This window comes from Candidatus Rhodoblastus alkanivorans (assembly GCF_022760755.1).
GTDB classification, from domain to species: Bacteria; Pseudomonadota; Alphaproteobacteria; order Rhizobiales; family Beijerinckiaceae; genus Rhodoblastus; species Rhodoblastus alkanivorans.
This window is the reverse complement of sequence record NZ_JAIVFP010000001.1, coordinates 3,252,035-3,271,809: the sequence shown is the minus strand read 5'-3', so window position 1 is coordinate 3,271,809 and position 19,775 is coordinate 3,252,035. Positions and strand designations below refer to the sequence as shown.

Genomic DNA, 19,775 nt, shown 5'->3' with positions numbered 1-19,775 from the left:
GTCAGGCGCCCATCAAGGTGAGGACATGGGCGGCGACGGATCGCGCCAGCCCATCGAGATCGTAGCCGCCTTCGAGCAGCGACAGCAGCCTTCCGTCGCAGACGCGATCCGAGACATCCATCAGTTTGGAGGTCGCCCAGGCGAAATCGGCCTCGACCAGATTGAGATTGGCGAGCGGATCGCGGCGGTGGGCGTCGAAGCCGGCGGAAATGATGATCAGGTTGGGACGGAACTGCTCGACCCGGGGCAGGATCGCCATCTCCATTGCCTCGCGGAACTGCGGGCCGGCGTCGCCGGCATTGAGCGGCGCGTTGACGATATTGTTGTGTTCGCCGCGTTCTGAGGTTGAGCCGGTGCCGGGATAGAGCGGCATTTCATGGGTCGAGAGATACATCACATTCGGGTCGGACCAGAAAATGTCCTGGGTCCCATTGCCGTGATGGACGTCGAAATCCATGATCGCGACCCGTTCGGCGCCATGGACGGCAATGGCGTGGCGGGCGGCGACGGCGGCGTTGTTGAAGAAGCAGAAGCCCATGGGCGTCGCGCGTTCGGCATGATGTCCCGGCGGCCGCATGGCGACGAAGGCGTTGTCCACGTCGCGGCGCATCACTTCGTCCACGGCCTGGCAGGCGCCGCCGATCGCGCGAAAGGCTGCGGTCAGCGTGCCGGGGCTCATGGTGGTGTCGCTGTCCAGTCGGGCGAATCCGTCGCGTGGCGACGTCTGCTCCAGCGCCTGGATGTAGGATTCCGGATGGACGCGAAGCGCCTGTTCGCGCGTGCCGTCCTCGGCCTGCGCGCGGATCAGGGTCATGAACTTTTCATGTTCGAGAATACGCTCGATAACACGGACACGATCCGCCCGCTCGGGATGGCCAGGGCCATTGTCATGTGACAGTCCGGCGGGATGGGTAAGCAGCAATGTGTTCAAATCAGGCTCACGAACCGAATTCAGTTGTTTGCTGTCCCGGGAACCGATTTCGAAGGCCCGAAAGGCGCCAAGGAGGGCGCAGGGGCGACGGTAGACGCCGGGACGGCATTATTTCTTCTGAGCATCGCGCCAATCGGCGCGCCTGTCCAACAAAGTTTGCGTCTTAAACCGAAAGTCTTAAATGATGGCGATCTTCACCGAGATTTGATCGCGCGCTCAATCGGAAGCGGCTTCCCTGGCCATGGCGGCGCTGCGACACTGTTGCTGAGGGGCCACAAAGGGCGGTAATCTGCCCAATAAGCGTCCTTCCAGCCGCGTGCTGATGTGACGGCCGAGGTGATTATGGTAAGTAATTGATCAAATTTTGGCGCTCAGGCGGCGCAGGCGATTCGGGGCAGACTGATGAAATTGCGGGCAATTGTGGGAATCGGTTTGGTTTCGGCGGCGTTGGCCGGCTGCAACATGGCGAGCACGCCGGATCCGACCTTGACCGGGAGGGACCGCGAATTCATGTCGCTCGCGCCTTCGGGCAATCCCCCCGCGCAATATGGCCGCTATATCGTCGATGATCCAACCGGCGAGCCTCCGGGCACTGTCACCATCGATACGTTTAACAATTATCTTTATTATTCAATGCCAAACCACAAGGCGATCCGCTATGGCGTCGCCACCGGCAACGAGGCGAGCGGCTGGACCGGCCAGGCGACGATCGGCAAGAAGGCCGAATGGCCGCGCTGGATGCCGCCGGCCGACATGCTCGAACGCTGGCCGCACCTGCGCCCGACGGCGGAAGCCGGCGGCCTGCCCGGCGGCCCGGACAATCCGCTCGGCGCGCGCGCCATGTATCTCTTCCAGGGCAACAAGGACACGCTTTACCGCATCCACGGCACAAACGAGCCGTCCTTGATCGGCCAGCACGTTTCTTCGGGCTGTATCCGGATGCGCGACATCGACGCGATCGACCTCTACAACCGTGTCCGTGTCGGCACCAAGGTGATCGTCGCCGACAAACCGGTTTGAGGCGGCCGCGCCGGGTTTCCGTTGAACCAGTTGTGCAGCCTCTCGCGCCGGCCGGCGGGGGAGGCTTCGTCTTATTCGCCGGCGAGGGCGCGATTGACTTGAGGCGCCGGCGCTCTTAACAAGACCTTTCGACGGTTCCCCCGTGACTGGGGGTAAAAGGGAATGCGGAAAGGCTTTCGGCCTCAACCGCAGCTGCCCCCGCAACTGTAAACGGGAAGCCCCGCCACGAAGCCACTGGCCCTTGCGGCCGGGAAGGCGGCGCGAGGCGCAACACCCGCGAGCCAGGAGACCTGCCGTCAGTGAATGCGCGCGATGGGCGGGGCGCTCCTGTCGCGGTTCGGCCAGCCGGCCGAATGGCGGACTCCCGCCGGGCGCCCCTCCGGAGCCCGAACGCATGCGCCTCGCCAAAATTCCCGTCACCATCGTCACCGGCTTTCTCGGCGCCGGCAAGACCACGCTCATCCGCCATGTTCTGGCCAACGCCCGCGGCCGGCGGCTGGCGCTGGTCATCAACGAATTCGGCGACGTCGGGGTGGATGGCGAAATCCTGAAAAATTGCGGCGTCGATTCCTGCGCGGCGGAAAATATCGTCGAACTCGCCAATGGTTGCCTGTGCTGCACCGTGGCGGACGATTTCCTGCCCGCCATCGAGGGCCTGCTGGCGCGCGAGCCGCGCCCCGATCACATCGTCATCGAAACCTCGGGCCTTGCTCTGCCGAAGCCGCTGGTGAAGGCGTTCGACTGGCCGGATATTCGCGCGAAGCTCACGGTCGACGGCGTGATCGCGGTGGTGGATTCCGCCGCCGTCGCCGAAGGGCGCTTCGCCGACGATGAAGAAAAACTCGCCGCCCAGCGCGCGATAGATCCTTCGCTCAACCACGACAATCCGCTGGAGGAGGTCTACGAGGATCAGCTCCTGTGCGCCGATCTCATCCTGCTCAACAAAGCCGATCTGATCGACGACGCGACGCTCGAACGGGTGCGCGCCGAGATCGCTTCCGCCGCCCCGCGCGCGACGAAAATCGTGCCGACGCGCGGGGGGCGGCTCGACGTCGATGTCCTGCTCGGCCTTGCGGCGGCAGCCGAAGACGATCTCGCCGCGCGGCCCTCGCATCATGACGACGAGGAGGGACACGACCACGACGATTTCGAATCTTTCATTGCGCCGCTCGCGCCGGTCGCCGATCCGGCGGCGCTTGCGGCGAAGCTCACGGCGATCGCTCGCGATCATGACGTGTTGCGGATGAAGGGTTTCGTCGAGGTCGCCGGAAAGCCGATGCGCCTGCTGGTCCAGGGCGTCGGCGGGCGGTTCTCCCATCAGTTCGACCGCCCGTGGCGGCCCGAGGAAAACCGCGCGGGACGGCTGGTGGTGATCGGCCAAAAGGGTTTCGACCGCTCACAAATCGAAGCGGCTTTGTCGGCGTAAAACGATGCATCTCGTCCGCACGGATCAAAGATCGTTCGACGAGGCGGCGCAAGCCGTCGATCTCGAACAATCGCCCGCGGATATTGTCGTTCTGTCTTTCGCCGACAGCGACTTGTCGCTGCTCGCGGGCGCCCATGCGGCGCGCCATCCGAGCCTGCGCCTCGCGCCGCTGGCCTTGCTGAAACATCCTTTTTCGGTCGATCTCTATATCGAAAAAGTCTGCGCCATGGCGCGCTTCGTTCTGGTTCGCCTGCTCGGCGGCCTGGATTATTGGCGCTATGGCGTCGAGGAACTCGCAGCGGCGGCGCGCAAGCACGGTTTTGCGTTGGCGATCGTCCCCGGCGACGCCATGGAGGACGCGCGGCTCGACGCCGCCTCGACCCTGCCGCCACAGCAATTGCGCCAGATCTGGGACTATTTTCGTCAGGGCGGCCCGGACAATATCGCCGCCTGTCTCGACTTCATCGCTACCAAGATTTCAGGCGAGGGCGACGCCAGGCCGCCCCATCCGGTTGCGCCCTTCGGCGCCTTCGCCCCGGGCTGCCTCGAAGCGCCCGAGGCTGCGCCGACCGCCTTCGTCCTGTTCTATCGCAGCGCCTTTCTTGCCGGAGACGACGCGCCCATCCGCGCTTTGGCCGAAGCTTTGGCGCGCGAAAATTTCCTCGTCCGTAGTTCTTTCATCTCCAGCCTCAAGGACCCGGCCGCCTGCGCGCTGCTGGCTGAGCGCATCGTTCAGGAAAGGCCGGACGTCATCCTCAACGCCACCGCCTTTTCCGCGCGGCTCGACGCGGGCGCCGTGCTCGACGGTGCCGATGCGCCGGTGCTGCAGGTCATTCTCTCCGGCGCCCAGGAAGCGCAATGGCGCGAATCGCGTCGCGGCCTGTCGGCGGCCGATCTGGCGATGAATGTCGTTCTGCCGGAAGTGGACGGCCGCATCGTCACCCGCGCCATTTCCTTCAAGCGCGAGGCGGAGCGGCGCGACGCGCTCGAATATGCGCCTGCCCGCCACGAGCCTGAACCGTCGCGCGTCGCTTTCGTCGCCGCGCTCGCCGCGCGCTGGGCGCGCCTGCGCCGCCTCGCCAATGCCGAGAAAAAGCTGGCGCTGATCCTGTCCGACTATCCCGCCAAGGGCGGTCGCGCCGGCTATGCCGTCGGTCTCGACACCGAGCAAAGCGCGCGCGCCATCATCGCGCGGCTCATCGCCGAAGGATATGACGCGCAACGCGCGCACGAAAAATTTTTGGAGGCGCTGCAGTCCGCGCCGCTCGTCGGCGCGGTATCGCTACGCGCCTATCGCGCCTTTCTCAAAAATCTGCCGCAGGATTTCGTCGCAGCGCTCGACGCCTGCTGGGGCGCGCCGGAAAACGACCTTGCGGTCCGCGACGGCGCTTTCGCCTTTCGTTTCTTGCGCCTCGGCAAAATCATCGTCGCTTTGCAGCCGGATCGCGGCGCGCCGGAAAATCGCAAGGCGGATTATCACGACGCGACCCTGCCGCCGCGCCACGCCTTTCTCGCCTTCTATCTCTGGCTGCGCGAGCGCGAAAAAATCGACGCTCTCGTTCATTGCGGCGCTCATGGCGCGCTCGAATGGCTGCCGGGCAAGAGCGTGGCGCTGGCGCAAGATTGTGCGCCGGAAATCGCGCTCGGCCCCTTGCCGTTGATCTATCCCTTCATCGTCAATAATCCGGGCGAGGCGGCGCAGGCCAAGCGCCGCTCGGCAGCCGTCATCGTCAGCCATCTGTCGCCGCCGCTCGTGAAGGCGGGCGCACATGGCGCGCTGGCCGAAATCGAGAACCTGTTTGACGAATATGCCCAGGCCCAGGGGCTTGACCCTCGCAGAGCCAATCTGCTGGCCGATCTCATCCTCCAGCGCGCCGAATCCGCCGGCTTGTTGCGCGAATGCGGCGCCGGCGGGGGCGAGGACGCGCTGATCCGGCTCGACGCCTGGCTGTGCGATCTGAAAGAAATGCGGATCAACGACGGCTTGCACGTTTTTGGCCGTTCGCCGCAAGGCGCCTTGCGCGACGAAATGCTCGCGTGCTGCGCCGCTTCCGACTTCGCGCAAAAAATCGACGATTGCGGCGCGGCGGAAATGGACGCCCTCGTTCACGCGCTGAATGGCGGCTTCGTTGCGCCAAGCCCGGCCGGGGCGCCGGGGCGTGGCCGCATGGACGTCCTCCCAACCGGCAGAAATCTCTTTTCGGTCGATCCGCGCGCTGTTCCCACCCGCACCGCCTGGGACATCGGCCGCAAGCTGGCGCAGGATGTCATCGAGCGTTATCTGCAGGACCATGGCGACTGGCCGCGCCGCATGGTGCTTGATTTATGGGGCAGCGCCTCGATGCGCACCGGCGGCGACGATCTCGCGCAGGCCTTTGCGCTTCTCGGCGTGCGGCCTGTTTGGGACGCCGCCTCCACGCGTATGAGCGGCTTTGAAATCCTGCCGCTCGCCCAGCTCGGCCGCCCACGCGTGGACGTCACTTTGCGCATTTCCGGCCTGTTTCGCGACGTCTTTCCGCAGCAGATCGAGGCCTTCGATGCGGCCGTGCGCGCTTTGGCGCAGCTGGACGAACCGGCGGAAGAAAATCCGCTCGCCGGCGCGCGCGACCCGAGCCGCATTTTCGGCGCGGCGCCGGGCGCCTATGGCGTAGATCTGTCGAGCGCGTTCGCGAGCGCGCAATGGCAAGACCGCGCCGATCTGGCGCGCAAATATCTCGCCGCCAATGCGCAAAGCTATGGACGCGACGGCGCGCCGCAAGGCCAGGGCGATTTCGCCGAACGCATCCGCGCCGCCGACGCCTTCGTCCATGTGCAGGATCTGGCGGGACAGGATATTCTCAACGCCGACGCTTTTTCCACCCATGAAGGCGGCTTCGCGGCCGCGGCCGAACTTTTGGGCGCGGCGCCGCGGCTTTATCACGTGGACGCCACCGACCCCGAGGCCGCCAAAGTGCGAAGCCTCGATGAAGAAATAGCGCGCGTGGTTCACGGGCGCGCGACCAACCCGCGCTGGATCGACGGCATGATGCGCCACGGCGCCAATGGCGCGGCGGAAATCGCCGAAACCGTCGATAATTTTTTCGCCTTTGCCGCTCTCGCTGATGTCGTGCAAGAGCGCCAATTCGATCTGCTGTTCGACGCCTTTTGCGGCGACGACAAGGTGCGCGCCTTTCTCGAAACCGCAAACCCGCGCGCGGCGAAAAGCATTGCCGAAAAATTCGGCGAGGCCGAGCGGCGCGGGCTATGGACGTCGCGGCGCAATTCCACCGCGGCGATCCTCGCAGAAATGAGGAACGCATGACGATCGAGAATTTGCGCAAAGGCTGGTGTCCTGGCGCCCTTGCTCCCATGCTTAGCGGAGACGGCTATATTTTCCGCCTGCGCCTGACCAATGGCGTTCTCTCTTTTCGCCGAGCAACCATTTTTGCCGCTCTCGCACGGCGTTTCGGCAATGGCGCCTTCGATCTTTCATCGCGCGCCAATCTCCAGATGCGCGGGGTCGCAGAAGAGGAAATCGAGGTTCTGCAAGCGGAATTGCGCGGCCTTGGTCTGCTCGACGATGACACGCGCGCGGATGACACGCGCGCGGAAGCCGTGCGCAATGTCGTCCCCAGCCCGCTCGCCGGTTTCGACCCGTCGGCTTTTCTGGACGTGCGCCCTCTGGTCGCAAAGCTGGATCAGTTGCTGAAACGCAGCCAGGAGATGCACGACCTGCCGCCGAAATTCGGCTTCGCCGTCGACGGCGGCGGCGCCTTGCCGCTCGATGTTGCAACCGACATCGTTTTCACCGCAATGGCGCCGGATCGCCTCGCTATTTTCCTCGGCGGCGTTCTGTCGGGTGAGGTCGCGCCGGAAAATTTGTGCGCAGCGGCCGAAGGCCTTGCGCGGAATTTTTTGGCCTTGCGCGGCGACGACCGCCGCATGGCCTCCGTGGTCGCGCGGCTCGGCGTTGCGCCGCTGGCGCAAGACGTTTCCGTCATTGCGCGCCCTATGGCTCGCAATGACGGAAAGAACGACGCCAAAATCCTCGGCGCGCAACCTTGCGGCCAAGACGCCTTTGTCGGCGCCGGGCTGTTGTTCGGACGCATCGAGGCCGACGCGCTGGAAGCCTTGGCGCATGAAGCCGAAGCCCATGGCGCCGCCGAACTGCGCCTGACGCCCTGGCGCGCGATCCTCGCCGTCGGTCTCCAAACTCAAGCCGCGCCGGCTCTTGCCGCGAAACTTGGCGCGCTCGGCTTCTTGATCGACGCGCGCGATTCCCGCCTCGCCTTCACCGCCTGTCCCGGCGCGCCGGCCTGTCCCTCGGCGCGCGGCGACACGCGGGCTCTGGCGCTGGCGCTCGCGCCTCATTGGTCGGCGGAGGCGCGCCGCATTCACATTTCCGGCTGCATCAAGGGCTGCGCGCTCCACGCGCCGGCGCTCACTTTCGTCGCGGAAAGCGACGGCTATGCGCTCGTCGAAAACGCCCTGGCGCGCGACGAGCCTTCCGCGCGCGGACTCGATCTCGCCGCCATGAAGCAAAAACTTCTCTCGCTGAAGGAACGCGGGCTTGACCGCCTATGATTATATCCGCGACGGCGCGGAAATTTATAAAAACTCATTCGCCATCATCCGGCGCGAGGCCGATCTCGCGCGTTTCGACGCAATCGAGGAACGCGTCGCCGTGCGCGTCATTCATGCCTGCGGCATGGTCGAGATCGCGCCGCATCTCTTCTTCTCGCCGGGCGCGGCGCAGGCCGGCGTCGCCGCGCTTGCCGCGGGCGCTCCCATCTTCTGCGACGCCAATATGGTGGCTCATGGCGTCACCCGCGCGCGCCTGCCCGCCAATAATGAAGTGATCTGCACGCTCGCCGATCCGCGCGTCGCGGAACTCGCCAGAGAAATGGGCACGACGCGTACGGCCGCCGCAATGGAATTGTGGCGGCCAAAACTCGGCGGCGCCGTGGTCGCCTTCGGCAATGCGCCGACCGCGCTCTTTCATATGCTGGAAATGCTTGACGCGGACGCCCAGCGCCCGGCCCTGATCCTCGCCATGCCGGTCGGCTTCGTCGGCGCGGCGGAATCGAAAGAGGCGGCGATCGCCGACGCCCGCGTTCCGGTGATCGCCATGCGTGGGCGAAAAGGCGGCAGCGCCATGGCGGCGGCCGCGCTCAATGCTCTTGCGAGCGACAAGGAATGAACATGGGCCGCCTCTATGGCGTCGGGCTCGGCCCCGGCGATCCGGAACTCGTGACGGTCAAGGCCGTGCGCGTCATCGAAAGCGCGGCGGTCGTCGCCTTTTTCGCCAAGACCGGCCGCCAGGGCAACGCCCGCACCATCGCCGACCGCTGGATACCGGCCAAAGCCCGCGAACTGCCGCTCAACTATCCGGTGACCACCGAAATTCCGGTGAGCGACCCCGCCTATAATGAAATGCTGCGCGCCTTTTACCAGGAGGCGACGGAAAAGCTCGCCGCCGAACTTGCCGCCGGCAATGACGTGGCTTTGCTCGCCGAGGGCGATCCCCTGTTCTACGGCTCCTTCATGCATCTCTACATCCGGCTGAGGGAGCGTTTCCCCGTCACCATCGTTCCGGGCGTCACCGGCATGGCCGGATGCTGGGCGGCGGCCGGCGAGACCATGACCTGGGGCGACGACGTGATGACGATTCTGCCCGGGACCCTGCCGCTGGAAACGCTCGCCGACAGGCTGAAGCGCACGGATGCGGCGGTCATCATGAAGGTCGGCAAGAATTTCGCGAAAGTGCGGCAGGCCTTGCGCGACAGCGGCCATTACGAGCGCGCGATCTATGTCGAGCGCGGCACCATGTCCGGGGAAAAGATCGTCAAGCTCAGCGACAAGGCCGACGATTCCGCGCCTTATTTCGCGATCGTGCTGGTGAGCGGGCAGGGGCGGCGGCCGTGACATCGACCGATAAAAGCAGCGGGCAGGGCAAACTGTTCATCGTCGGCCTTGGTCCCGGCCCGGACAAATGGGTGGCGCCCGAAGCGCGCGAGGCTCTTGAAGAGGCCGACGCCCTGATCGGCTACAAGCCCTATACTGACCGGGTGCCCGAGCGCGCGGGACTGGAACGTTTCCCGTCCGACAATCGCGTCGAGCTCGATCGCGCCCGCCACGCCTTGCGGCTTGCCTGCGCGGGACGAAAAGTCGCGGTCGTTTCCGGCGGCGACGCAGGCGTTTTCGGCATGGCGGCGGCGGTGCTGGAGGCGGCGGAGACGGGCGAAGCCGACTGGCGCGCGCTCGACATTCAGGTCGTGCCGGGCGTCAGCGCCGTGCTGGCGGCGGCGGCTCGTCTCGGCGCCCCGCTCGGCCATGATTTCTGCGTGATTTCACTTTCCGATAATCTCAAGCCCTGGGACATCATCGTCCGGCGGCTGCGCTCGGCGGCGGAGGGCGATTTCGTCATAGCGCTCTATAATCCGGCGTCCAAGGCGCGCCCACGCCAGATTTTCGACGCCTTCGAGCTTTTGCGCGAATTGAAGGACGGCGCCACGCCGGTCGCGCTGGCGCGCGCCGTTGGCCGCGCCGACGAGCGCATCATCCTCGGCGATCTCGCCTTGATCGACCCCGGCCTCGTCGATATGGCGACCCTGGTGCTGGTCGGTTCGTCGGAGACGCGTTTCATCCCGCGGCCGGGCGGCGAAAAGTGGCTGCTGACGCCGCGCTCCTATGGGGCGGGACGATGAGCCTCGATCCAGGCCAGAACGTCGGCGAGATTCGCGGTTTCCTCGGCGCTTTCCCGTTGCGGCCGCGCGATGAGGATCACGGGAATGTTCAGCTCGCGCGCGGCGACGAGTTTCGCGGCGGTCGCGCCGCCGCCGCTGTTCTTCGAGACGAGAAACTCGATGCCTTCGCCGCGCATCAATGCGCGCTCGCCTTCGAGCGTGAAAGGTCCCCGCGCGGAAATGAATTTGTGATGCGGCAGCAGGCGCAATTCCTCCGGCTGGTCGATCGCGCGCACCAGATAGAAGTGCTGGGGCGCGGCGGCGAAGGCCGCGAGCTGAAGGCGTCCCTGGGTGAGGAAAACCCGGCGCGGCCTTTCGCCCAAAGCGGCGACGGCCTCGCTCACATCGGCGACTTCCCGCCAATCGTCGCCGTCGCTCGCTTCCCAGGCCGGACGGGAAAAGACAAGCAAGGGCGCGCCGCTCGCCGCGCTCGCCGCGCGGGCGTTGGCGGAAATCCGCGCCGCAAAGGGGTGGGTGGCGTCGATCAAAGCGTCGAATTGTTCTTCCCGCAGGAATTTCGCGAGACCCTCGGCGCCGCCGAAGCCGCCGATGCGGCAGGGAATGGGCGCGGGCGCGGGATTTTGCGTGCGCCCGGCGAGCGAGAGCAAAGGTTGCACGTCAGCGCGGCCCGCGAGCGCCCGCGCCAGTTCGCTCGCCTGCGTCGTGCCGCCGAGAATCAGAATGCGCACGGGCGCGCTCCAAAGGAAAAATCGTCATGAGCCCGCCTTTCCCTCGTGGACCTTGGCTCACTCTGGTGGGCCTCGGCGAGGATGGGCGCGCGAGCCTGTCTCCTGCCGCAAATGCCGCGCTGGCGCAAGCGGCGCTGGTCGTCGGCGGCGCGCGTCATCTCGCGCTCGTCGCGCCGCTCGCTTGCGAAACACTCGCCTGGCCTTCGCCGATGGATGCGGCCTATCCGCAAATATTGGCGCGTCGCGGCGAAAAGATCGTAGTGCTCGCCTCGGGCGATCCTTTTTTCTACGGCGTTGGCTCGGTTCTGGCGCGTTTCATCCCCGCCGAGGAAATGACCTGTTTGCCGGCGCCCTCCGCCTTCAGTCTCGTCGCCGCGCGGCTCGGCTGGGCGCAGCAGGATTGCGCTTTGATCACCCTGCATGGACGGCCGCTCGAAAAAATCATTCCGCATCTCGTCGATGGCGCGAAGATCATCGCTTTGTCCTGGGACGGCGCGACGCCGCAAAAGCTCGCTTCATTGCTGACGCAGCTTGGCTTCGGCGCCTCGCGCCTCACCATTTGCGAAAGGCTTGGCGGGCCGCATGAGTGCATGCGCGCGGCGGTCGCGCGCGATTTCGCGCTGGCTGACGTCGATGCGCTCAATACGATCGCGCTCGATCTCGTCGCCGATCGCGACGCGAGGATCATTTCGCGCGCGCCGGGCTTGCCGGATGATTTTTTCGAACATGATGGGCAGATCACCAAGGCGGAAATCCGAGCGCTCACCCTTTCAGCGCTAAAGCCCCGCCGGGGCGAATTGCTGTGGGACATTGGCGCGGGCTCGGGTTCGGTCGCGATCGAATTTCTGCTCGCGGACGCGAACAATTCAGCGATCGCCATCGAGGCGCACGCTGAACGCGCGGCGCGCATCCGCCGCAACGCTCTGGTGCTGGGAGCGCCGCAACTCAAAGTGATCGAAGGCCGCGCGCCCGAGGCTTTGCGCGCTCTGCCGCAACCGCAAAAAATCTTTGTCGGCGGCGGCGTGACTGCGCCGGGCATGCTGGACGCCGCGCTTGACGCTCTGGCGCCGGGTGGGCGGCTGGTCGTCAATGGCGTGACATTGGAGACGCAGGCGTTGCTCATCGCGCGTCATGGCGCCCTTGGCGGCGAGCTGATTTCGGCGCAAATTTCACGCGCGGAAAAGCTCGGGGGTTTTTTCGCCTTTCGGCCGGCTTTGCCCATCGTGCAATGGAGCTTCGACAAGGCATGGTGAGCGAGATCGCCATCGGCCTTGGCTTTGCGTCGAGCGCGCGCGCGGAGGATATTTGCGCCCTCGTCCGCGATATGTTGCGCTTGGCGCCGCCACACGCCCGCGCGAAAGTTTTTACTCTCGCGCGCAAGGCGCAAAGCGCCGCCTTGCGTGAGGCCGCGGCGACGCTCGGCCTCGAGGTCGCATATTTCGACGAGGCGGAAATGGTCGCGCGCGAGAAAGAAATTTTCGTGCGCGGCGCGACGGTCTCGCAAATCGCGCAAGAAAAAATCGGCCTCGCCAGCGTCGCCGAAGCGGCGGCCTTGCTCGGCGCGGGCCCGAGCGCCTTATTGCTCGCGCCGCGCCGCGCGGAAAAAAACGTCACCTGCGCCCTGGCCGCGCCAGCAGACGAGTTGAACGCATGAAGGTCCATTTCATCGGCGCCGGACCGGGCGCGCCCGACCTTATCACCTTGCGCGGCCACGATATCCTCGCGCGCTGCCCGGTGTGCCTTTACGCCGGCTCGCTCGTTCCGACCGAATTGCTCAAGCATTGTCCGTCCAAGGCGCGGATCATCGACACCGCGCCGATGACACTCGACGAAATCGAGGCCGAATTTGTGCGCGCCCGCGACGCGGACGAGGATGTCGCGCGGCTTCATTCCGGCGATCTCTCGGTGTGGAGCGCGATGGGCGAGCAGTTGCGCCGCCTCGACGATTTGGGAATTGCCTATGACGTCACGCCTGGCGTGCCCTCCTTCGCGGCGGCGGCGGCGGCTCTGCGGCGCGAACTCACCTTGCCGGAAGTCGCGCAATCCCTGGTGCTGACGCGCACCTCCGGCCGCGCTTCGGCCATGCCCGAAAAGGAAAAGCTCGCCGCCTTCGCCGCGACCGGCGCGACGCTCGCGATCCATCTTTCCATCCATGTGCTCGAAAAAATCGTCGCCGAACTGCTGCCTTTTTACGGTCCGGACTGTCCCATCGCGCTGGTCTTCCGCGCGAGTTGGCCGGACGAAAAAATCGTTCAGGCGACGCTCTCGACCATCGTCGCCGCAACCCGCGACAATCCGATGGAGCGCACGGCGCTAATCCTCGTCGGGCCGGCCCTCGGCGCCAATGATTTTCGCGAGAGCGCGCTTTATGATCCGGATTACCGCCGCCGTTATCGCGGCGGATTTGTCCGGCCTGACGGAACGATCGCGGAGGATGAATGAATCGCACGTTACTCCCCGTCATTGCGCGCTCGTTTGCTTCGACGCTCGACGCCAGGTGTCGCGCTTTGGCGAAACAATCCTCTTCCTTACGGAGTCGCGGCGTGGATTGCGTCGTCGCATACGCTCCTCGCAATGACGGCGGCGTAACGCCGCGATCAACCTTCTATGGGACGAAATCCCGTCCGCGCCAGCAATCCGCCGTCGCGGTCGAAAATGACGATTTCCAATGCGCTCGGCGTGCCGCCCAGAGCTTGGGCGGCGGTTCGCCACGCCGCATCGGCGACGGTGGGCGCAAGGTCCATTCCGGCGGCGGCGGCGATTTCGAAAGCGTGTTTGGCGGAATTGGCGGCGCTTATCGCGTCAGCTGTTTCGCCTTTGGCGAAACCCGCCAGAAAGGCCAGATCGACCTCGCCGCGTTTGGAATGAAGGTCGAGCAGGCCCTGCGCCAGCTTGGTCATCTTGGCCATGCCGCCGGCGACGATCACGCGCGTGACCGGATGTTTGCGCAGATATTTGAGCATGCCGCCGACGAAATCGCCCATATCGATCAGGGCTTCGTCCGGCAAGGCGTAAAGCGCCTTGATGGCGGCTTCGGACGTCGAGCCGGTCGCGCCGGCCACCATGTCGAGGCCGCTGGCGCGGGCGACGTCTATGCCGCGATGGATCGAGGAAATCCACGCCGCGCAGGAAAAGGGCGTCACGATTCCCGTCGTGCCGAGAATCGAAAGGCCGCCGATGATCCCCAGCCGCGCATTGAGCGTGCGTTCGGCGATCTTTTCGCCGCCGGGAATGGAAATCTCGACATGAACGTCGCCGCCGCCGCCGCCGCGCAAGGTCGCTTCGGCGGCGATGGCCTCGCGGATCATCTGGCGCGGCATGGGATTGATCGCAGGCTCGCCGACGCCAATCGGCAGGCCTGGTCTGGTGACCATTCCGACGCCTTCCCCGGCGGAAAAAGTCACGCCCGCGCCCGGCGCGCCGCGCGAGACGCGCGCGACGATAAGCGCCCCATGGGTGACGTCCGGGTCGTCGCCGGCGTCCTTCACGACCCCGGCGCGGCAGAAACCTTCGCCGCGTTCGGCCAAAGCGAGCGCGAAGGCCGGGGTCTGGCCGCCGGGCAGGCGAATGGTCACCGGATCGGGAAAATCGCCGCCCGTCAGCGCCGCGTAAGCGGCGCGGGCGGCGGCCGCCGCGCAGGCGCCGGTCGTCCAGCCGCGCCGAAGTTCTGGGGCGTTCTTCTCCATGGCCTGTGCTACCGCGGCCGTCCGGCCATGCAAAAGGATTTTTTGCCATGAGCGCGAAGGGCCTGCTCATCGCCGCGCCGCGCTCCGGCTCCGGCAAGACCACATTGACGCTCGGCGCGATGCGCGCCCTGCGCCAGCGCGGGGTGGCGGTCGCGGGCGTCAAATCGGGGCCGGACTATATCGATCCGGCCTTCCATCGCGCGGCGGTCGGGCGCGACAGTTTCAATCTCGATAGCTGGGCCATGGAGCCCGGCCTCGTCGCGGCTTTGGCCGGACAGGCGGCGGCGGGCGCCGACCTGCTGCTGGCCGAGGCCTCGATGGGCCTGTTCGACGGCGTCCCGGCGCCGATGGGCCGTTCCGGCGCTTCCGCAGATGTCGCCGCCGCGCTTGGGCTGCCGGTCCTGCTGGTGCTCGACGCCTCGGGGCAGGCGCAATCGGCCGGCGCGGTCGCCAGGGGATTTTCGGCTTTCGATCCGCGCCTGCGCATCGCAGGCGTGGTCCTGAACAATATCGCCAGCCCGCGCCATCTGGCCTTGGCGCGCGCCGGGGTCGCGGCGGCCGGCCTGAGGCTGATCGGATCCATGCCGAAATGCAAGGACGTCTCGCTGCCGGAGCGCCATCTCGGGCTGGTGCAGGCCTCGGAAACGGCGGAATTGGAGAAAAAACTCGATTCGCTCGCCAATTTCGTCGAAAATCACGTCGATCTCGACGCTTTGCTCGAAATCGCCGCGCGCCTTGACCTGCCGGCGCGGGCGGCCGTGGCGCTCACGCCGCCGGCGCAAAAAATAGCCATCGCCCGCGACGAGGCTTTTTCCTTCCTTTATCCCCATATTCTCGCGGGGTGGCGCTGGCGTGGGGCGGAATTTCTGTTCTTTTCGCCACTCGCCGACGAGCCGCCGCCGCGCGCCGCCGATTGCGTCTGGTTGCCGGGCGGCTATCCGGAGCTTCACGCCGGGAGGCTCGCGGCCAACGCCCGCTTCCTCGATGGGCTCAGAACTTTCGCGAGCGTGAAGCCTGTTCACGGCGAATGCGGCGGCTATATGGTTCTCGGCGAGAGCCTCACGGACGCCGGAGGGATCCTTCATCCCATGGCCGGACTGCTTTCGGTGCGGACCTCTTTCGCGAAGCGCAAGATGGCGCTTGGCTATCGCGACGCGACGCTTGTGGAAGATTGCCTTCTGGGCCGGAAAGGGCAAAGGTTTCGTGGCCACGAGTTTCATTACGCCAGCATTGTCGCTCAGGGCGAAGACGCGCCGATGGCGATGGCCGCGGACGCCTATGGGGCTCAGCCGGCGCCGGCCGGATCGCGGCGGGGGCTCGTGACGGGCGGCTTTTTCCATTGCGTCGCGGAGGTCTCATCATGACGGAAAATCCAGTCTTCGACGCCCGTTTCCAGGAGGAGCTCGCCGAGTTGATGCGCTGGCGGCGCGACGTGCGCCGCTTTCGCGCCGATCCCGTGCCCGAGGCCCTGCTCGCCGCGTTGTTCGATCTCGCGCAGATTTCGCCTTCGGTCGGCAACAGCCAGCCCTGGCGCATCATCCGGGTCCAAAGCGCCGACAAGCGCGGCGAAATCCGGCGCAATTTCCTGGACTGCAACGCGGAGGCGCTGGCGGCGCAGAGCGACGACCGCGCCGCGCTTTACGCGCGGCTCAAGCTTGCCGGCCTCGACGCTGCGCCGGTCCAGCTTGCGGTCTTTTGCGATCACGCCACCGAACAGGGCCATGGGCTCGGCACGCGCACCATGCCGGAGATGCTCGATTATTCGGTGGTCTGCATGATCTCCGGCCTGTGGCTCGCGGCGCGCGCGGCGGGACTGGGCCTCGGCTGGGTCTCGATCCTCGATCCCGCACGGGTCGCCGCCGCGCTGAACGCTCCGGCGAGCTACAAGTTGATCGCCTTTCTTTGCATCGGGTGGCCGGAAGAAGAGCATGTCGATCCCGAACTCGTCCGCAGCGGTTGGCAGGCGCGCACGGATGCAGGACAGAAGATCGTGACGGTCTGATCGTGTTATTCGCAAGAATGACGTTTAGTAATTTAATACAATTATAGTAACTATACTGATTGCTGATTCATCGTAAAATTAAACTGACGAAAGGGTAGCTTGAGTTTCATGGGATAGTTGGCAAATATATTCGTCGTATTTGGTCACGCTACACTGAAAAGCGTTGGGTCACGGCATCTCATTTTCAGGAGAGAAGCGATGGGCCGTTTCCTTATGGAGTTCGAAGATCAGAGAAGGTCGCTGCGCACGAAAAGAGATTTCGTGGCGTCCGTCGTTTTCATCGTGCGCACAGCTTTTATGATCATCGTCCTGGGCTACGTCGCCACGGTGCTTTGGCATCTCGCTTTGGGCGAGGAAATGTCTGCGATCACGCTGGTCCGGATGATCCGCGAATCGATAGGTCGAGGCGTCGGCTGGGTGTTTTTCCACCAGCAGGGATAATTTGCGAGCGCCGAACTCGGCGCGGCGGCCGCAGGCCTGATTGCAATCAGGCCAAATCGAGCGCCAGTTGCACTATCGTGTCCCATCGCTGTCGAATCCAGTTGAAGCGCCACGTTCGCCGCGCGATAAGGCGGGCTCGCGGGATGAAACATCGATCCGATGAGCCGCATCTATTTCGACTATAACGCCACCGCGCCTTTGCGCCCCGCCGCCCGGGACGCCTTAGTCGGGGCGCTTGACGCGGGCAATGCGTCGAGCGTTCACGCCGAAGGCCGCGCCGCCCGCGCAATGGTCGAGACCGCGCGCGTCGCGACCGCCAGGGCGCTCGGGACGCGGACCGACCAGGTGATTTTCGTCTCCGGCGCGACCGAGGCGGCGGCGACGGCACTGCGGCCGCGCGAGGGCGAGCGGCTGCTGATCGGAGCGGGCGAGCACGTTTGTGTCCAGAGCGGCCATTCTTTCCCGGCCGAGGCGGTCGCGTCCGTGCGCCTCAATCCGCAGGGCAGGCTCGATCTCGAAGATTTGCACGCCTGCCTGGCCGAGGCGCCCGGCGCCCGCGCCGTGCTGGCATTACAGGCGGTGAACAACGAGACCGGCGTCGTCCAGCCGGTCGCGGAAGCGGCCGCAATCGTCCATGCGGCAGGCGGGACGCTCGTCTGCGACGCGGTTCAGGCTTTCTCGCGCATTCCCTGCTCTTTCGCCGCGACCGGCGCCGACATCCTGTTTCTCTCCAGCCATAAGCTCGGCGGGCCGAAGGGCGCGGGTGCGCTTGCTTTTGCCCGGCGTGATCTGATGCCGACGCCGGCTTTCATTCGTGGCGGCGGACAGGAGCGGTCTTTTCGCGGCGGCACGGAAAATGTCGCGGCGGTAGCCGGCTTCGCGGCGGCGCTCCAGGAAGCCGAAGCGCAGCGCGAGGCAGAAACGATGCGGCTTGTGCAATTGCGCGACTTTTTGCAGGCGGGCGTGCTGGAAATCGCGCCCGAAGCTGCCATATTCGGACAAGAGGCGGCGCGCGTCGCCAATAGTCTGGCTTTCGCCCTTCCGGGGCTCGCCGCCGAGACAATGGTTGCGGCTTTCGATGTCGAAGGCGTGGCTCTGTCGTCCGGCTCGGCTTGCTCCTCGGGCAAAGTGGCGCCCTCCCATGTGCTGGCCGCCATGGGCGTTTCGCCAGATCTCGCGCGCTCCGCCCTGCGCATCAGCCTCGGCTGGGATTCCACGACAGAAGAGGGCGTGCGTTTTCTTGAAATATTCGCTAAAGTGCATGAGCGAATGCGGCGAAGGCTCCGGAGCTGATCCGCTTGGACACATAAACTCAACCAGCGGGCCTTGAACCCGCGTTAGGTGAGGAGAAACTCGATGGCGGCTGTCCAGGAGACTGTCGACAAGGTCAAAACGCTTGACGTTGACGCTTATAAATACGGCTTTACCACCGATATCGAATCGGACAAGGCCCCCAAGGGCCTGAACGAGGACACCGTCCGGTTCATTTCGGCTAAGAAGAACGAGCCGGAATGGCTCACCGAATGGCGGCTCGACGCCTTCCGCCGCTGGCGGACCATGACCGAGCCGCAATGGGCGCGGGTCCATTATCCGCCGATCGACTATCAGGATCTCTATTATTACGCCGCGCCGAAAACGGCCGAGGGGCCGAAATCGCTCGGCGAGGTCGATCCAGAGCTTCTGCGCACCTATGAAAAGCTCGGCATTCCGCTGCGCGAGCAGGAAATCCTGGCCGGCGTTCAGGCCGACCCCAGCGCGCGCAGGGTCGCGGTGGACGCGGTGTTCGATTCGGTTTCGGTCGCCACGACCTTCAAGGCGGAACTGGCCAAGGCCGGCGTCATCTTCTGCCCGATTTCCGAAGCGGTGCAGACCCATCCGGACCTCGTGAAGAAATATCTCGGCTCGGTCGTGCCAGTGACCGACAATTATTTCGCCACCCTCAATTCGGCGGTCTATTCCGACGGCTCCTTCGTCTATGTGCCGCCGGGCGTGCGCTGCCCGATGGAGCTTTCGACCTATTTCCGTATCAACGAGCGCAACACCGGCCAGTTCGAGCGCACCCTCATCATCGCCGACAAGGGCTCGTACGTTTCCTATCTCGAAGGCTGCACCGCGCCGCAGCGCGACGAGAACCAGCTCCATGCGGCGGTGGTCGAACTGATCGCGCTGGACGACGCCGAGATCAAATACTCAACGGTGCAGAACTGGTATCCGGGCGACAGCGAGGGGAAGGGCGGCATCTATAATTTCGTCACCAAGCGTGGTGATTGCCGGGGGCCGCGCTCGAAAATCTCCTGGACCCAGGTCGAGACCGGCTCGGCGATCACCTGGAAATATCCGTCCTGCATCCTGCGCGGCGAGTCTTCGCGCGGCGAATTCTATTCGATCGCCATTTCAAACGGCTGGCAGCAGGTCGATTCCGGCACCAAGATGATCCATCTCGGCGCCAATACGTCGAGCCGGGTGATTTCCAAGGGCATTGCCGCCGGCCATTCCCAAAACACTTATCGCGGCCAGATTTCGGCTCACCGCAAGGCAGCCAACGCCCGCAATTTCACCAATTGCGACTCGCTGCTGATCGGCAATGTATGCGGCGCCCATACCGTGCCCTATATCGAGGCCAAGAATTCCTCCGCCAATTTCGAGCACGAGGCGACGACCTCGAAAATCTCCGACGACCAGCTGTTCTACTGCATGCAGCGCGGACTTTCGGCGGAAGAGGCTACGGCTCTGATCGTCAATGGCTTCGTGCGCGACGTGCTCCAGCAGCTGCCGATGGAGTTCGCGGTCGAGGCGCAGAAACTCATCGCCATTTCGCTTGAGGGCAGCGTCGGCTGATTGCGCCGCTGCTCTCG

General features: G+C 65.2%; 19 protein-coding genes and 1 riboswitch. Of the genes, 15 read left to right on the top strand and 4 right to left on the bottom strand.

Going from position 1 to position 19,775, the window contains the following annotated elements; all coding sequences use genetic code 11:
• Position 1 precedes the first annotated feature (1 nt).
• The gene (locus K2U94_RS15165) at positions 2–931 is read right to left on the bottom strand and encodes a histone deacetylase family protein (RefSeq protein ID WP_243068002.1); all 930 of its coding nucleotides are present in this window, start codon (positions 929–931) and stop codon (positions 2–4) included.
• Between the two features lie 371 nt (positions 932–1,302).
• Entirely contained in the window at positions 1,303–1,443 is a 141-nt protein-coding gene (locus K2U94_RS15160) for a hypothetical protein (RefSeq protein ID WP_243068923.1), read from the bottom strand.
• Here K2U94_RS15160 and K2U94_RS15155 point away from each other — a divergent pair.
• The 7 genes from K2U94_RS15155 to cobJ all read left to right on the top strand — a co-directional run bounded on the left by K2U94_RS15155 (position 1,394) and on the right by cobJ (position 10,063).
• Positions 1,394–1,951 carry a L,D-transpeptidase gene (locus K2U94_RS15155; RefSeq protein WP_243068001.1) on the top strand — a complete coding sequence of 186 codons (558 nt, stop codon included), beginning with the start codon at positions 1,394–1,396 and terminating at the stop codon, positions 1,949–1,951. The two genes, K2U94_RS15160 and K2U94_RS15155, sit on opposite strands and share 50 nt — an antisense overlap.
• A gap of 115 nt (positions 1,952–2,066) precedes the next feature.
• Positions 2,067–2,263: riboswitch (cobalamin riboswitch) on the top strand.
• A gap of 82 nt (positions 2,264–2,345) precedes the next feature.
• On the top strand, positions 2,346–3,377 hold the full coding sequence (gene cobW, locus K2U94_RS15150; protein WP_243068000.1) for a cobalamin biosynthesis protein CobW: 1,032 nt from the start codon (positions 2,346–2,348) through the stop codon (positions 3,375–3,377).
• A gap of 4 nt (positions 3,378–3,381) precedes the next feature.
• Positions 3,382–6,678 (top strand): cobaltochelatase subunit CobN, encoded by a 3,297-nt coding sequence (cobN, locus tag K2U94_RS15145; protein WP_243067999.1) that lies wholly within the window; start codon positions 3,382–3,384, stop codon positions 6,676–6,678.
• Positions 6,675–7,940, top strand: a complete 1,266-nt coding sequence (cobG, locus tag K2U94_RS15140) for a precorrin-3B synthase (protein ID WP_243067998.1) — start codon at positions 6,675–6,677, stop codon at positions 7,938–7,940. The genes cobN and cobG overlap by 4 nt, the downstream gene beginning before the upstream one ends.
• Positions 7,927–8,556: a precorrin-8X methylmutase gene (locus K2U94_RS15135; protein WP_243067997.1), complete on the top strand. Its 630-nt coding sequence runs from the start codon at positions 7,927–7,929 to the stop codon at positions 8,554–8,556. Before cobG ends, K2U94_RS15135 begins: the two co-directional genes overlap by 14 nt.
• A complete protein-coding gene (locus K2U94_RS15130; RefSeq protein ID WP_243067996.1) occupies positions 8,553–9,281 on the top strand; it encodes a precorrin-2 C(20)-methyltransferase in 729 nt (242 codons plus the stop codon). Before K2U94_RS15135 ends, K2U94_RS15130 begins: the two co-directional genes overlap by 4 nt.
• Positions 9,278–10,063 (top strand): precorrin-3B C(17)-methyltransferase, encoded by a 786-nt coding sequence (gene cobJ / locus K2U94_RS15125; protein WP_243067995.1) that lies wholly within the window; start codon positions 9,278–9,280, stop codon positions 10,061–10,063. Before K2U94_RS15130 ends, cobJ begins: the two co-directional genes overlap by 4 nt.
• On the opposite strand, the gene K2U94_RS15120 is transcribed toward cobJ, so the two are convergent.
• Positions 10,045–10,791 (bottom strand): cobalt-precorrin-6A reductase, encoded by a 747-nt coding sequence (locus K2U94_RS15120; protein ID WP_243067994.1) that lies wholly within the window; start codon positions 10,789–10,791, stop codon positions 10,045–10,047. The genes cobJ and K2U94_RS15120 overlap by 19 nt on opposite strands.
• Before the next feature lie 26 nt (positions 10,792–10,817).
• Between K2U94_RS15120 and cbiE the strand changes: the two genes are divergently transcribed.
• Genes cbiE through cobM form a run of 3 tightly spaced genes read left to right on the top strand, consistent with a single transcriptional unit; the run spans position 10,818 to position 13,233 of the window.
• Positions 10,818–12,044 (top strand): precorrin-6y C5,15-methyltransferase (decarboxylating) subunit CbiE, encoded by a 1,227-nt coding sequence (cbiE, locus tag K2U94_RS15115; RefSeq protein ID WP_243067993.1) that lies wholly within the window; start codon positions 10,818–10,820, stop codon positions 12,042–12,044.
• A complete protein-coding gene (locus K2U94_RS15110; protein ID WP_243067992.1) occupies positions 12,038–12,445 on the top strand; it encodes a cobalamin biosynthesis protein in 408 nt (135 codons plus the stop codon). The genes cbiE and K2U94_RS15110 overlap by 7 nt, the downstream gene beginning before the upstream one ends.
• Positions 12,442–13,233 carry a precorrin-4 C(11)-methyltransferase gene (gene cobM / locus K2U94_RS15105; RefSeq protein WP_243067991.1) on the top strand — a complete coding sequence of 264 codons (792 nt, stop codon included), beginning with the start codon at positions 12,442–12,444 and terminating at the stop codon, positions 13,231–13,233. The genes K2U94_RS15110 and cobM overlap by 4 nt, the downstream gene beginning before the upstream one ends.
• A gap of 155 nt (positions 13,234–13,388) precedes the next feature.
• Here the strand turns inward: cobM and K2U94_RS15100 are convergent, their stop codons facing one another.
• Positions 13,389–14,477: a cobalt-precorrin-5B (C(1))-methyltransferase gene (locus tag K2U94_RS15100; protein ID WP_243067990.1), complete on the bottom strand. Its 1,089-nt coding sequence runs from the start codon at positions 14,475–14,477 to the stop codon at positions 13,389–13,391.
• A 47-nt stretch (positions 14,478–14,524) separates the two neighbouring features.
• Here K2U94_RS15100 and K2U94_RS15095 point away from each other — a divergent pair, with 47 nt between their 5' ends.
• The 5 genes from K2U94_RS15095 to sufB all read left to right on the top strand — a co-directional run bounded on the left by K2U94_RS15095 (position 14,525) and on the right by sufB (position 19,758).
• Positions 14,525–15,841 (top strand): cobyrinic acid a,c-diamide synthase CobB, encoded by a 1,317-nt coding sequence (locus K2U94_RS15095; protein WP_243067989.1) that lies wholly within the window; start codon positions 14,525–14,527, stop codon positions 15,839–15,841.
• Positions 15,838–16,479 carry a 5,6-dimethylbenzimidazole synthase gene (bluB, locus tag K2U94_RS15090; protein ID WP_243067988.1) on the top strand — a complete coding sequence of 214 codons (642 nt, stop codon included), beginning with the start codon at positions 15,838–15,840 and terminating at the stop codon, positions 16,477–16,479. Before K2U94_RS15095 ends, bluB begins: the two co-directional genes overlap by 4 nt.
• A 198-nt stretch (positions 16,480–16,677) precedes the next feature.
• On the top strand, positions 16,678–16,920 hold the full coding sequence (locus tag K2U94_RS15085; RefSeq protein WP_243067987.1) for a hypothetical protein: 243 nt from the start codon (positions 16,678–16,680) through the stop codon (positions 16,918–16,920).
• Positions 16,921–17,079: 159 nt separating this feature from the next.
• The gene (locus K2U94_RS15080) at positions 17,080–18,213 is read left to right on the top strand and encodes a cysteine desulfurase family protein (RefSeq protein WP_243067986.1); all 1,134 of its coding nucleotides are present in this window, start codon (positions 17,080–17,082) and stop codon (positions 18,211–18,213) included.
• A 63-nt stretch (positions 18,214–18,276) separates the two neighbouring features.
• On the top strand, positions 18,277–19,758 hold the full coding sequence (gene sufB, locus K2U94_RS15075) for a Fe-S cluster assembly protein SufB (RefSeq protein WP_243067985.1): 1,482 nt from the start codon (positions 18,277–18,279) through the stop codon (positions 19,756–19,758).
• Positions 19,759–19,775 lie beyond the last annotated feature (17 nt).